Raw genomic sequence first — 13,131 nt, forward strand, 5'->3', positions numbered from 1 at the left:
GGATAATCCTGAAAGCTGGGGCGGAAAACAAAATCCGCTTACTTTACCAACCACACGCAGCAGCGACAAGGCGCAAAAATCATCTGCAACGGTGAAAATTTGTGCAGTACGTTTCCTGATGTTACAAAACCATCCCCTGACTCCCTCAGGGCTGAGTAAACAGTAGCGTTCCCCACTGACGTTTGTAACCCGTTACAGGTCGTTCACTGGCTTTTTGCTCGACATACTCAAAGCTACAGGCGCGATATTCTACGTGAAAACAGCGTAAACGGCAGGTCAAACAGAGTATCTTTGCAAATATTTTTTCACGTTGGTGTCAAGCGGTTGAGAGGCAGCAAAAAAATCCCCCTGACCACCCATCACACCGCGCTCTGTTAACATCTGCCATTCGCTTCTGGAGCGCACGCCCGCGGCAAATACTTGTGTTCGCGTTCCCTTGCATGCTTCAACCAGACTCTGTACCAGCAGCTGGTTTTCCGTACGCTTCTCAATATTCCTTACCAGCCCCGGATGTAGCTTTAATAACTCTACATCCAGCTCCTTGATCCAGTTGGTACTGACCAGCGTTAAACCTGCCTGCGTCACCGCTACACGCGCACCCAGCGCATTGATCAAACGTACCACCGGACGTAACCGGCTGATGTGTTGACCTACGTCGGCCTCAGCAAGTTCAAAAATAATGTGTTTGCGTTGCGATTTTTCGCATTGCATTAATGTATCACGTAGCCAGCGCTGAAAACGTGGGCGTATTAACGACTCCACGGTGACCTGTAACGCCAGGTTTTCTTCAGGCCAGAAGGATAAAAACGGAATCAGCCGGGTAATTTGCTGGCGGTCATACTCTTCGGACAGGCCAAATTGCAGCACCATCGGCAGATATTCCGCAGAAATAACCTCTTCCGTACCGTCAAAAATACGACACATCAGTTCACGGTGATGAACGTTGCCGTTTTTCATGACCGCGGGTTTTTGATAAATACGTGGCCCGCCGCGGCTAAGCATTTGCTCAATCAGCGTTCGCCAGCGCACGTTGCCGCGCCCTTTTTCCGGCAGCGAGTCATCATAAACCGCCCACCCGTTCGCCCCCTGCAACACGGCGTTGCGGGTAGCGGCTTCCGCATGTTCCATCACCTGCTCTGTGGATTGTCCGCCACGCCAGGCGCAGATCCCCATGTGGACCATATCGTCCCTGTCGAGCATTTTGCTCTGCGGCAGCGCATCCACCGCCTTCAGCAGCTGGCTGGCGATGCTTTCCGACTCCTTCAGCGTGCGGTGAGGCAACAATACGGCAAAGTCGCTGCGGTGATAGCGGGCCAGCAGCGCGCCCGGGTAGCGCATAATAAAGGTGGAGAGCAGGTTGATCAGCGTAAAGAGGTTTTCTTCCGCGACCCGCTGTCCCCAGGTGTCGCGCAGGAGATCGAAATCGGGCAGGCGAACCATCATCACCACCCCGTGCGTCCCCACTTTTTCTGAATCGTCGAGCAGCGTGGCGAGCTGATTATCAAAGAAAAGACGGTTGTTAAGGCCGGTTTTATTATCCTGCGCCGCATAAGAGCGGATCAGCGTATCCATACGGCTGCGCTGGTCGCTGGCAAACTGGATTTCGGAGAGCAGGGTATCCAGCGCGCTGCTGGCGCGCGACGGCCACTCGTGGACGGAGCCACGCACCTGCGGGCCGCGTTCACCGTTAAGGATCCGCACAGAGCGCATCTCCAGCAGCTCCTGACCGGAGAGCTGGCGGCGCAGCCAGCGGACCGCGAGAAAGATCAGCAGGACGATAAACGCAACGGCGACGGTGAGCGGCGCAGTGGTCATCATGGAACGGAAATAGCTCGCCATCGGATCGAGGTAGACCATGTGTATGGTCATCCCCGGATTTTTAAGGGAGTGCACCGTCACTTCCCGGTACTGACTCACCACACCCGCAGGCCGATAACTTCCCGGCCGTTCATGGCTTAAAACACGGTGCTTTCCCTGCAGAATGTCGATCTGAACGATATCAACAGGTACCATTAACTCATCGAGCTCACGGGAAAGTATCGGCAGCGGCGTCGTCAGCAGACGCGTATCGATCACCGATGCAACAGACTGTACCCGGTTAACCAGCTTGTCCTGAATGGCGGTGTAAAAGCTCAGGGAGCAGCCCATAAGCGTGACAAAAATGGTCAGCCCCGTCAGCAAGGTGATAAAAGCTGAGAACTTCGTCGTTAATCGCATCCTTGAGATTACTCCGTGGGTTGATGGGGTAGCGAGTAAGCGCTAACTTGCATTTCAAATGCGGCATACTACCAAATCGGGAGTATCTGGCAATTTATTGCGTTAAATCGGCACTGCGTTTCCCTGAGCGAGTATAGTCTTCAGAAATTATTTTCCAATCATCTGAGTCGAGAGGACCCCCGTATGCAGGCTTTGATCTTAGAACAGCAGGACGGCAAAACGCTTGCCTCAGTGCAGGCGGTTGAAGAGAGTCGCCTGCCGGAAGGCGAAGTAACCGTCGACATCGACTGGTCCAGTTTAAATTATAAAGACGCGCTGGCTATTACCGGTAAGGGTAAAATCATCCGAAATTTCCCTATGGTGCCAGGGATTGATTTCGCAGGCCGGGTTCATACCAGCGAAGATCCGCGCTTCCATGCAGGCCAGCAGGTGCTGCTTACCGGCTGGGGCGTCGGTGAAAATCACTGGGGCGGGCTGGCAACGCAGGCGCGCGTGAAGGGCGACTGGCTGGTGCCAATGCCGAAAGGCATGGATGGCCGCAAGGCGATGATCGTCGGCACGGCAGGCTTTACCGCCATGCTGTGCGTGATGGCGCTGGAAGATGCGGGTATCCGCCCTGAGTCGGGTGAAATTGTCGTCACCGGCGCCAGCGGCGGCGTGGGCAGCACGGCGGTCACGCTGCTGCACAAGCTGGGCTATCAGGTCGCTGCGGTTTCCGGCCGAGAAAGCACCCATGACTATCTGCGCCAGCTCGGTGCCAGCCGTATTCTCAGCCGCGACGAATTTGCCGAAACCCGCCCGCTGGAAAAACAGGTTTGGGCAGGGGCAGTGGATACCGTCGGTGATAAGGTGCTGGCAAAAGTCCTGGCGCAGATGAACTACGGCGGCTGCGTGGCAGCCTGCGGTCTGGCGGGCGGATTTGCCCTGCCAACCACCGTGATGCCATTTATTCTGCGTAACGTCCGCCTGCAGGGTGTGGATTCCGTGATGACCCCGCCGGCTCGTCGTCATGAAGCCTGGGAACGGTTGGTGCGCGATCTGCCTGAGTCTTTCTATACCCAGAGCGCAACGGAGATAACCCTCAGCCAGGCGCCTGAATACGCCAGTAAGATCATGGACAACCAGTTCCACGGTCGCGCGCTGGTGAAAATCGCCTAATCTTCAAATTTTCGTGACATATTCGCGCGAATCCCTCTCCTCCGTCATGCTTAGAAAAACGCATGACGGAGGAAGCCATGAAAAACCGAAAACTGACGGAAGCCGACGTAACGTCCGAGTCTGTCTTTATGTTACAGCGCCGCCAGATCCTGAAAATGCTTGGCATCAGCGCCACTGCCCTGACGCTCTCTCCGGCGGCACACGCCGACCTGCTCGACTGGTTTAAAGGCAACGATCGGCCGAAGGCCCCTTCCGGCGCCCCGCTCACCTTTACCAAACCCGCCCAATGGCAAAACAAACTGACGCTCACGCCGGAAGATAAAGTCACCGGCTACAACAACTTCTATGAATTTGGTCTCGATAAGGCCGATCCTGCCGCGAACGCCGGAAGCCTCAAAACCGATCCGTGGACGCTGAAGATTGATGGCGAAGTGGCGAAACCCCTGACGCTGGACCACCACGATCTCACCACCCGTTTCCCGCTCGAAGAGCGTATCTATCGCATGCGCTGCGTAGAAGCTTGGTCGATGGTGGTGCCCTGGATTGGCTTCCCGCTGCATAAACTGCTGGCGATGGTTGAGCCCACCAGCAACGCAAAATATGTCGCTTTCCAGACGCGCTATGCGCCGGACGAGATGCCCGGACAGAAAGATCGGTTTATCGGCGGCGGGCTTGAGTATCCGTATGTGGAAGGGTTACGTCTCGACGAAGCCATGCACCCCCTTACCCTGCTGACCGTCGGCGTTTATGGCAAAGCGCTTCCGCCGCAGAACGGTGCCCCCATCCGTTTAACCGTACCGTGGAAATATGGTTTCAAAGGGATTAAATCTATCGTCAGCATTAAGCTTACCCGTGAACGTCCGCCAACCACCTGGAATCTGGCGGCCCCGGACGAGTACGGCTTCTTCGCCAACGTGAACCCGCACGTGGATCATCCGCGCTGGTCGCAGGCAACCGAGCGGTTTATCGGTTCCGGCGGTGCGCTGGACGTGAAGCGCCAGCCGACGCTGCTGTTTAACGGCTATGCGGATGAAGTGGCCTCGCTTTACCGTGGTCTCAATTTACGGGAGAACTTCTGAGTGCGTTTAACGGCAAAAGAGATTACCTGGCTGAAAGTGCTGCTGCACCTGGCAGGGCTGCTTCCTTTTGTATGGCTGTTCTGGGCCGCCAGCCAGGGGCTCTTTAGCGCAGATCCGGCGAAGGATATCCAGCATTTTACCGGTCGGATGGCTCTGAAATTTTTGCTGGCCACCTTGCTCGTCTCGCCGCTGGCGCGCTACGCTAAACAGCCCTTATTGATACGCACGCGTCGGCTGTTAGGGCTATGGTGTTTTGCCTGGGCGACGCTGCACCTTACCAGCTATGCCCTGCTGGAGCTGGGAATTAACAATCTGGCGCTGCTTGGCCGCGAACTGGTGACGCGTCCTTATCTGACGCTGGGTATCGTGAGCTGGGTGGTTTTACTGGCGTTAGCGCTGACATCCACGCAGTATGCGCAGCGAAAACTGGGCAGGCGCTGGCAGCTGCTGCACAACTTCGTCTATCTTGTCGCGATCCTCGCCCCCATTCATTACCTGTGGTCGGTGAAGATCCTCTCCCCGCAGCCGGTCCTTTATGCACTGGCGGCCGTGGCGCTTTTAGCATGGCGTTACAAGAAGTTCCGCCAGTGGTGGCGATAGTTCGCGAAACTGTGCGTTTTCCCGCAGATTGACCGTCAACCGCAAATCTTTTTCGGATAGCGGTTGATAATCTTCCCTGATAAGACCAGTATTTAGCTGCTAAATGCTACGAAATCGTTATAATGTGCGACCTTGGTTCGCCTGACAGCGGTTTTAAGCCTCTGAAAAGGTGACATTTGCGCTTTGAAGGTATATTTTGTTTTTTACCCGAAAATCGCAGGAGATAGCGGCATAATGACTGATAAGTTCCATATCTTAGTTTTGAACGGACCGAACCTGAACATGCTCGGCACCCGTGAGCCAGAGAAGTACGGCACGCTAACATTGGGTGAAATTGTTAACCGTCTGGGAACGGAAGCAGCGTCACTGAATGTGGATTTGGATCATTTTCAGTCGAATGCGGAGTACGCACTCATCGACCGTATTCATCAGGCTAAAGATGCTGTGGACTATATCCTGATCAATCCGGCCGCGTTTACGCACACCAGTGTTGCTATCCGCGACGCACTGCTCGCGGTGAGTATCCCGTTTATCGAGATCCACCTGAGTAATGTGCACGCCCGAGAGCCGTTCCGCCACCACTCGTATCTGTCAGATATCGCTGCTGGCGTTATCTGTGGACTGGGCGCTGACGGCTATTCATACGCTTTACAGACAGCGGTAAAACGCTTGTCACAATCACACTAAACAAGAGTACGGAACCCACTCATGGATATTCGTAAGATTAAAAAACTGATCGAGCTGGTTGAAGAATCAGGCATCTCCGAACTGGAAATTTCTGAAGGCGAAGAGTCTGTACGCATCAGCCGTGCAGCCCCAGCCGCTAGCTTCCCGGTAATGCAGCAAGCTTATGCTGCGCCAGTGCAGCAGCCTGCGCTCTCCGCAGCCGTTGCGCCAGCAGCTGAAGCCGCACCTGCCGCTGCAGCAGAAATCAGTGGTCACATCGTACGTTCCCCAATGGTTGGTACTTTCTACCGCACCCCGAGCCCGGACGCGAAGGCGTTCATCGAAGTGGGTCAGAAAGTCAACGTAGGCGATACCCTGTGCATCGTTGAAGCGATGAAAATGATGAACCAGATCGAAGCAGACAAATCAGGTACTGTGAAAGCGATTCTGGTCGAAAGTGGTCAGCCGGTTGAATTTGACGAGCCGCTGGTCGTCATCGAGTAACGAGGCGTACATGCTGGATAAAATTGTTATCGCCAACCGCGGCGAGATCGCACTGCGTATTCTTCGTGCCTGTAAAGAACTGGGCATCAAGACCGTCGCTGTGCACTCAAGCGCGGATCGCGATTTAAAACACGTATTGCTGGCGGATGAGACGGTCTGTATTGGCCCGGCTCCGTCCGTAAAAAGCTATCTGAACATCCCGGCTATCATCAGCGCCGCTGAAATCACCGGCGCGGTGGCAATTCATCCGGGTTACGGCTTCCTCTCTGAGAACGCCAACTTTGCTGAGCAGGTTGAACGCTCTGGCTTTATCTTCATCGGCCCGAAAGCCGACACTATCCGCCTGATGGGCGACAAAGTGTCTGCTATCACCGCGATGAAAAAAGCCGGTGTTCCAACCGTGCCAGGCTCTGACGGCCCTCTGACCGACGACATGGATGCTAACCGTGCTCATGCTAAACGCATTGGCTACCCGGTTATCATCAAAGCGTCCGGCGGCGGCGGCGGTCGCGGTATGCGCGTTGTGCGCAGCGATGCTGAACTGGCGCAGTCCATCTCCATGACCAAAGCAGAAGCGAAAGCCGCTTTCAGCAATGACATGGTGTACATGGAAAAATACCTGGAAAACCCACGCCACATCGAAATTCAGGTGCTGGCTGACGGTCAGGGTAACGCGATCTATCTGGCAGAACGTGACTGCTCCATGCAGCGTCGTCACCAGAAAGTGGTCGAAGAAGCACCAGCACCGGGCATTACCCCAGAGCTGCGTCGCTACATCGGCGAGCGTTGCTCCAAAGCGTGTGTCGATATCGGCTATCGCGGTGCGGGTACCTTTGAGTTCCTGTTCGAAAACGGCGAGTTCTATTTCATCGAAATGAACACCCGTATTCAGGTTGAACACCCGGTTACCGAAATGATCACCGGCGTTGACCTGATCAAAGAACAGCTGCGTATCGCTGCAGGCCAGCCGCTGTCCATCAAGCAGGAAGAAGTTGTGGTGAAAGGCCATGCGGTAGAGTGCCGTATCAACGCCGAAGACCCGAACACCTTCCTGCCAAGCCCGGGTAAAATCACGCGTTTCCACGCGCCGGGTGGCTTTGGCGTGCGTTGGGAATCTCATATCTACGCCGGTTACACCGTACCGCCGTACTATGACTCAATGATCGGCAAGCTTATCTGCTACGGCGAAAACCGTGACGTGGCGATTGCCCGCATGAAGAACGCCCTGCAGGAGCTGATCATCGACGGTATCAAAACCAACGTTGATCTGCAGATGCGCATTATGAGCGACGAGCACTTCCAGAATGGTGGAACCAACATCCACTATCTGGAGAAAAAACTCGGTCTTAACGAGAAGTAATACAGCATCTTTGCGAAAAGGCCGGATTATCCGGCCTTTTTTATTTCTGGGGCCTGGAAAGCCTCATCATGTACAATCCCCGCTTTCTTCATCCACAAGGGACAAAAAATGGACAAACGTTTTGTTCAGGCCCATAAAGAAGCGCGCTGGGCGCTGTGGCTGACCCTTCTCTATCTCGCTGCTTGGTTAGTGACCGCTTACTTACCTGACTCCGCTATTGGCGTCACCGGCCTGCCGCACTGGTTCGAAATGGCCTGTCTGCTGGTACCGCTGGTGTTTATCGTACTGTGCTGGGCAATGGTGAAATTCATCTATCGCGATATTCCGCTGGAGGACGATGATGCAGCTTGAAGTGATTCTGCCGCTTATCGCTTACCTGTTGGTAGTGTTTGGTTTATCCGTTTACGCCATGCGAAAACGCACGACAGGCACGTTTCTGAACGAGTATTTCCTCGGCAGCCGCTCAATGGGCGGCGTGGTGCTGGCCATGACGCTGACCGCAACCTACATCAGCGCCAGTTCGTTTATCGGTGGACCCGGTGCAGCCTATAAATACGGATTAGGCTGGGTGCTACTGGCGATGATCCAGCTGCCTGCCGTCTGGCTCTCGCTGGGCATACTGGGCAAAAAATTTGCTATTCTGGCGCGCCGTTACAATGCCGTGACGCTCAACGATATGCTGTTTGCCCGCTATCAGAGCCGTTTACTGGTGTGGCTGGCCAGCTTAAGCCTGCTGGTGGCCTTTATTGGCGCGATGACGGTACAGTTTATCGGCGGGGCACGCCTGCTGGAAACGGCTGCGGGTATTCCCTACGAGACGGGCCTGATCATCTTCGGGGTAAGCATTGCGCTGTATACCGCATTTGGCGGATTCCGCGCCAGCGTGCTGAACGACACGATGCAGGGCATGGTTATGCTTATCGGCACTATCGTCCTGCTGGTCGGCATCGTCCACGCCGCGGGCGGCCTGAGCCATGCGGTTGAAACGCTCGAGGCGATCGATCCAAAATTGGTTTCGCCACAGGGCGCGGATGACATCCTTTCTCCAACATTTATGACCTCGTTCTGGGTGTTGGTGTGCTTTGGGGTGATTGGTCTGCCGCATACCGCCGTGCGCTGTATCTCTTACAAAGACAGCAAAGCCGTGCACAGAGGCATTATCATTGGCACCATCGTGGTTGCGATCCTGATGTTTGGTATGCACCTGGCAGGCGCGTTAGGTCGGGCAGTTATTCCCGACCTAACCGTACCCGATCTGGTTATCCCAACGCTGATGGTCAAAGTGCTTCCGCCTTTCGCTGCCGGGATTTTCCTTGCCGCGCCGATGGCCGCCATTATGTCGACAATCAACGCTCAGCTGCTGCAAAGTTCCGCTACGATCATTAAAGATCTCTATCTGAACCTGCGCCCGGAGCAGGTCGAAAATGAGCGACGCCTGAAGCGTATGTCGGCCGTTATTACGCTGGTGTTAGGGGCATTGCTGCTGTTAGCCGCATGGCGTCCGCCGGAGATGATCATCTGGCTGAACCTGCTGGCATTTGGTGGGCTTGAAGCGGTATTCCTGTGGCCGCTGGTGTTAGGGCTCTACTGGGAACGCGCAAACGCTGCAGGCGCGCTGAGCGGCATGATCGTCGGCGGTGTGCTGTATGCCGTCCTCGCAACGTTTAAGATTCAGTACCTGGGCTTCCATCCGATTGTGCCTTCGTTACTGCTAAGTTTACTGGCGTTTGTGGTGGGGAACCGTTTCGGTCAGCCCGTCCCACAGCCCGCTATGATTTCTTCTGATAAATAAAGAGTTTTGCCATGCCGTGGATCCAATTAAAACTGAACACAACCGGCGCTAACGCCGAGGAACTGAGCGATGCGCTGATGGAGGCCGGCTCGGTCTCCATCACCTTCCAGGACACGCATGACACGCCGGTCTTTGAGCCGCTGCCGGGCGAAACCCGCCTGTGGGGCGACACCGACGTTATTGGCCTGTTTGATGCCGAAACCGATATGAAAGAGGTTGTCGCGATTCTGGAGAATCATCCTCTGCTGGGTGCGGGTTTTGTGCACAAAATCGAACAGCTGGAAGACAAAGACTGGGAACGCGAGTGGATGGATAACTTCCACCCGATGCAGTTCGGCAAACGTCTGTGGATCTGCCCAAGCTGGCGCGACGTCCCGGACGAGAATGCGGTCAACGTGATGCTCGACCCGGGCCTGGCGTTTGGTACCGGCACTCACCCAACCACGTCCCTGTGCCTGCAGTGGCTGGATGGTCTGGATCTGGACGGTAAGACAGTGATCGACTTCGGCTGTGGATCCGGGATCCTCGCGATTGCAGCCCTGAAACTGGGCGCGGCAAAAGCCATCGGGATCGATATCGATCCGCAGGCGATTCAGGCCAGCCGCGATAATGCCGAGCGTAACGGCGTCTCCGATCGTCTGGAGCTGTATCTGCCGGATGCTCAGCCAGACGCCATGAAAGCCGATGTGGTGGTCGCAAACATTCTGGCGGGCCCACTGCGCGAGCTGGCCCCGTTAATCAGCGTGCTGCCCGTTGAGGGCGGTCTGCTGGGGCTTTCCGGTATCCTGGCGAGCCAGGCCGACAGCGTATGTGAAGCCTACGCCGATCTCTTTGCCCTTGACCCGGTAGTGGAAAAAGAAGAGTGGTGCCGCATCACCGGCCGTAAAAAATAAGCCTTTGGCGTGGTCATCTGACCACGCCTCTCCCCCTCTGATAATCCTCTCTCCCCCGTTCATTCTTCGGTAAAATAACCCTACAAATCATGTTGATTTGTATTACAAAAATTCACCGGAAGAATATGATGAAACACATTACTGGCAAGGCAGCGCTGCTGGCGCTGAGCATGATCTCGGCTTCAGCATTTGCATCACACTGGAGCTACGAAGGGGAAGGTTCGCCGGAACACTGGGGCGAGCTGGACGAGGCATACAAGACCTGTCAAAGCGGAATGAACCAGTCTCCCATTAATATTGATTCGACCGCTAACGCCCATCTTTCCCCGCTACAAACCCACTACGTTGATGGTCCTGTTACGCTGACAAACAATGGCCATACCATTCAGGCAAGCGAACAGGCTGACACCCGCGATACCCTCACTCTCGATAAGCAAACCTGGACGTTACAGCAGTTCCATTTCCACGCGCCGAGCGAAAACACCGTTCATGGCAAGAAATATGCGATGGAAATGCACCTGGTTCATAAAAATGCCAGTGGAGAACTGACGGTGGTGGCGGTGATGTTTGATAAAGGGGCCGCAAACCCGGAGCTTGAAAAACTGTGGCGCGTTATGCCTCAGCAGGCCGAGCAGAACGTCTCCATTAAACAGGATCTTAACCTGAACAAACTGCTGCCAAAAGATAAAACGTACTGGCGCTTTAGCGGTTCATTGACCACTCCTCCGTGTTCGGAAGGCGTCACCTGGATTGTGCTTAAGCAGCCCCTGACGGTTTCTGCAGAACAGCTTGAAAGATTCACCCATACAATGCATCACGATAATAACCGTCCGGTACAGTCGCTGCATGGGCGCGTTGTGGTCGAATAAGACGCATTTTTCGCATGACGATCATGTTCTAAAATGCGACGCAGATCGCAAAGAAGTGGGGAAATCTGCTGCTAAAAACAGCAGATTATCCCGCTTCAGCGAAGCATTTATTCAGAAATGATGAGAAGTTACGGGAAATTGTAAGCGCCCATAAAATAACCATTCACGCATAACATAATGATTTAAATAATGAATAATTTTGAACAGGAAGATTGAGCGGCGATTCCTTGATCTACAACAGTGGATTGTTCAAAGTTTGGCCTTTCATCTCGTGCAAAAAATGCGTAATATACGCCGCCTTGCAGTCACAGTATGGTCATTTCTTAACTCATGCGCATCGGACACCACCAGCTTAGAAATCGCCTGATCGCAGCCCCTATGGCAGGTATTACCGACCGGCCGTTCAGGACGCTGTGCTATGAGATGGGAGCCGGTTTAACCGTATCCGAGATGATGTCGTCTAACCCGCAGGTTTGGGAAAGCGATAAATCCCGCCTTCGGATGGTGCACGTTGATGAACCAGGTATTCGCACCGTGCAAATTGCCGGAAGCGTGCCTGAAGAGATGGCAGATGCCGCGCGGATTAACGTGGAAAGTGGTGCCCAGATTATTGATATCAATATGGGGTGCCCGGCCAAAAAGGTGAATCGCAAGCTTGCAGGTTCAGCCCTTCTGCAATACCCCGACCAGGTGAAAGCTATCCTGACGGCGGTTGTCAGCGCAGTGGACGTTCCTGTTACGTTGAAGATTCGCACGGGTTGGTCGCCGGAACACCGTAACTGTGTAGAGATTGCCCAACTGGCCGAAGACTGTGGCATTCAGGCCCTGACCATTCATGGACGCACTCGCGCCTGTTTGTTCAACGGTGAAGCTGAATACGACAGCATTCGGGCAGTTAAGCAGAAAGTTTCCATTCCGATTATCGCGAATGGCGACATAACTGACCCGCTTAAAGCCAGAGCTGTACTCGACTATACGGGAGCTGATGCTCTGATGATAGGACGTGCCGCTCAGGGAAGACCCTGGATCTTCCGGGAAATCCAGCATTATCTGGACACTGGGGAGCTGCTTGCCCCGCTGCCTCTGGCAGAGGTTAAGCGCTTGCTTTGTTCGCATGTTCGGGAACTGCATGACCACTACGGTCATGCAAAAGGGTACCGAATTGCGCGTAAACACGTCTCCTGGTATCTCCAGGAGCACGCTCCAGATGACCAGTTTCGGCGCACATTCAACGCCATAGAGGATGCCAGCGTACAGCTGGAGGCGTTGGAGGCATACTTCGAAAATCTTGCGTAATGAAATAAAGAGCTGACAGAACTATGTTCGAACAACGCGTAAATTCTGACGTACTGACCGTTTCTACCGTTAACTCTCAGGACCAGGTAACTCAAAAGCCCCTGCGTGACTCGGTTAAACAGGCACTGAAGAACTATTTTGCTCAACTGAACGGTCAGGATGTTAATGACCTGTATGAGCTGGTACTGGCTGAAGTTGAACAGCCACTGTTGGACATGGTGATGCAATACACCCGCGGTAACCAAACCCGCGCTGCGCTGATGATGGGTATCAACCGTGGTACTCTGCGTAAGAAACTGAAAAAATACGGCATGAACTGATACTAATCAGTTAAATGCTTGTTTAAAAAGGCGCTCTTCGGCATGGGGAAGCGCCTTTTTTATTACCTGTGCCTCTCCGTCAACGCATTGTAAACCTTCGCTTCTCCCGCTTTTCAACCACGGTTTTTCGTGTATATTTCCCCCACCTTACTGGCGTTCTTCTCGCGGAATGACACAATGATTCGTAAATACTGGTGGCTGGTTGTCTTTGCAATCTCCGTTCTCATTTTCGATGCACTCCTGATGCAGTGGATTGAACTGATGAGCACCGAAACCGATAAGTGTCGCAATATGAACTCCGTCAACCCGCTGAAACTCGTGAACTGCTCCGAGCTCGACTAACCGCCAGATTGCGCAAGCCACCCCGTTATTACCCA

General features: G+C 54.2%; 14 protein-coding genes. 13 read left to right on the top strand and 1 reads right to left on the bottom strand.

Annotated elements, in window-relative coordinates; genetic code table 11:
* Positions 1-276: 276 nt before the first annotated feature.
* Positions 277-2,217 (bottom strand): RNase E specificity factor CsrD, encoded by a 1,941-nt coding sequence (gene csrD, locus GVO84_RS20410; protein WP_159515023.1) that lies wholly within the window; start codon positions 2,215-2,217, stop codon positions 277-279.
* Between the two features lie 183 nt (positions 2,218-2,400).
* On the opposite strand from csrD, the gene GVO84_RS20415 reads away from it, so the two are divergent.
* From GVO84_RS20415 to GVO84_RS20475, 13 genes are all read left to right on the top strand, one after another.
* Positions 2,401-3,375 (top strand): MDR family oxidoreductase, encoded by a 975-nt coding sequence (locus tag GVO84_RS20415; protein WP_159515024.1) that lies wholly within the window; start codon positions 2,401-2,403, stop codon positions 3,373-3,375.
* A 77-nt stretch (positions 3,376-3,452) separates the two neighbouring features.
* A complete protein-coding gene (gene msrP / locus GVO84_RS20420) occupies positions 3,453-4,454 on the top strand; it encodes a protein-methionine-sulfoxide reductase catalytic subunit MsrP (protein WP_063143606.1) in 1,002 nt (333 codons plus the stop codon).
* A complete protein-coding gene (gene msrQ / locus GVO84_RS20425; RefSeq protein WP_159515025.1) occupies positions 4,455-5,054 on the top strand; it encodes a protein-methionine-sulfoxide reductase heme-binding subunit MsrQ in 600 nt (199 codons plus the stop codon).
* 234 nt (positions 5,055-5,288) lie between these two features.
* Positions 5,289-5,741, top strand: coding sequence for a type II 3-dehydroquinate dehydratase (gene aroQ / locus GVO84_RS20430; RefSeq protein ID WP_159515026.1), 453 nt, complete (start codon positions 5,289-5,291; stop codon positions 5,739-5,741).
* Positions 5,742-5,762: 21 nt separating this feature from the next.
* A complete protein-coding gene (accB, locus tag GVO84_RS20435) occupies positions 5,763-6,224 on the top strand; it encodes an acetyl-CoA carboxylase biotin carboxyl carrier protein (protein WP_010436174.1) in 462 nt (153 codons plus the stop codon).
* A 10-nt stretch (positions 6,225-6,234) separates the two neighbouring features.
* On the top strand, positions 6,235-7,584 hold the full coding sequence (gene accC, locus GVO84_RS20440; protein ID WP_023333644.1) for an acetyl-CoA carboxylase biotin carboxylase subunit: 1,350 nt from the start codon (positions 6,235-6,237) through the stop codon (positions 7,582-7,584).
* 108 nt (positions 7,585-7,692) lie between these two features.
* Complete coding sequence (locus GVO84_RS20445; protein ID WP_121424802.1) at positions 7,693-7,935, top strand: YhdT family protein; 243 nt, start codon at positions 7,693-7,695, stop codon at positions 7,933-7,935.
* On the top strand, positions 7,925-9,376 hold the full coding sequence (gene panF, locus GVO84_RS20450) for a sodium/pantothenate symporter (protein WP_121424803.1): 1,452 nt from the start codon (positions 7,925-7,927) through the stop codon (positions 9,374-9,376). The genes GVO84_RS20445 and panF overlap by 11 nt, the downstream gene beginning before the upstream one ends.
* Before the next feature lie 11 nt (positions 9,377-9,387).
* Complete coding sequence (gene prmA / locus GVO84_RS20455) at positions 9,388-10,269, top strand: 50S ribosomal protein L11 methyltransferase (protein WP_032639765.1); 882 nt, start codon at positions 9,388-9,390, stop codon at positions 10,267-10,269.
* Between the two features lie 128 nt (positions 10,270-10,397).
* Positions 10,398-11,138 carry a carbonic anhydrase gene (locus tag GVO84_RS20460; protein WP_121424805.1) on the top strand — a complete coding sequence of 247 codons (741 nt, stop codon included), beginning with the start codon at positions 10,398-10,400 and terminating at the stop codon, positions 11,136-11,138.
* Between the two features lie 330 nt (positions 11,139-11,468).
* Positions 11,469-12,434, top strand: coding sequence for a tRNA dihydrouridine synthase DusB (gene dusB, locus GVO84_RS20465; RefSeq protein WP_136195022.1), 966 nt, complete (start codon positions 11,469-11,471; stop codon positions 12,432-12,434).
* 23 nt (positions 12,435-12,457) lie between these two features.
* Entirely contained in the window at positions 12,458-12,754 is a 297-nt protein-coding gene (gene fis / locus GVO84_RS20470) for a DNA-binding transcriptional regulator Fis (protein WP_000462905.1), read from the top strand.
* Between the two features lie 177 nt (positions 12,755-12,931).
* Positions 12,932-13,096 carry a DUF2556 family protein gene (locus GVO84_RS20475; RefSeq protein WP_008502862.1) on the top strand — a complete coding sequence of 55 codons (165 nt, stop codon included), beginning with the start codon at positions 12,932-12,934 and terminating at the stop codon, positions 13,094-13,096.
* The last annotated feature ends 35 nt before the right edge of the window (positions 13,097-13,131 follow it).

It is taken from the genome of Enterobacter sp. SM3 (assembly GCF_009811935.2).
GTDB classification, from domain to species: Bacteria; Pseudomonadota; Gammaproteobacteria; order Enterobacterales; family Enterobacteriaceae; genus Enterobacter; species Enterobacter asburiae_D.

Bases quoted from the DNA above. Each gene is read 5' to 3' on its own strand.
- accB (WP_010436174.1), top strand. From the start codon at position 5,763: ATGGATATTCGTAAGATTAAAAAACTGATCGAGCTGGTTGAAGAATCA.
- fis (WP_000462905.1), top strand. From the start codon at position 12,458: ATGTTCGAACAACGCGTAAATTCTGACGTACTGACCGTTTCTACCGTT.
- prmA (WP_032639765.1), top strand. From the start codon at position 9,388: ATGCCGTGGATCCAATTAAAACTGAACACAACCGGCGCTAACGCCGAG.
- msrP (WP_063143606.1), top strand. From the start codon at position 3,453: ATGAAAAACCGAAAACTGACGGAAGCCGACGTAACGTCCGAGTCTGTC.
- GVO84_RS20445 (WP_121424802.1), top strand. From the start codon at position 7,693: ATGGACAAACGTTTTGTTCAGGCCCATAAAGAAGCGCGCTGGGCGCTG.
- GVO84_RS20415 (WP_159515024.1), top strand. From the start codon at position 2,401: ATGCAGGCTTTGATCTTAGAACAGCAGGACGGCAAAACGCTTGCCTCA.
- accC (WP_023333644.1), top strand. From the start codon at position 6,235: ATGCTGGATAAAATTGTTATCGCCAACCGCGGCGAGATCGCACTGCGT.
- panF (WP_121424803.1), top strand. From the start codon at position 7,925: ATGCAGCTTGAAGTGATTCTGCCGCTTATCGCTTACCTGTTGGTAGTG.
- dusB (WP_136195022.1), top strand. From the start codon at position 11,469: ATGCGCATCGGACACCACCAGCTTAGAAATCGCCTGATCGCAGCCCCT.
- csrD (WP_159515023.1), bottom strand. From the start codon at position 2,217: ATGCGATTAACGACGAAGTTCTCAGCTTTTATCACCTTGCTGACGGGG.
- GVO84_RS20460 (WP_121424805.1), top strand. From the start codon at position 10,398: ATGAAACACATTACTGGCAAGGCAGCGCTGCTGGCGCTGAGCATGATC.
- GVO84_RS20475 (WP_008502862.1), top strand. From the start codon at position 12,932: ATGATTCGTAAATACTGGTGGCTGGTTGTCTTTGCAATCTCCGTTCTC.
- aroQ (WP_159515026.1), top strand. From the start codon at position 5,289: ATGACTGATAAGTTCCATATCTTAGTTTTGAACGGACCGAACCTGAAC.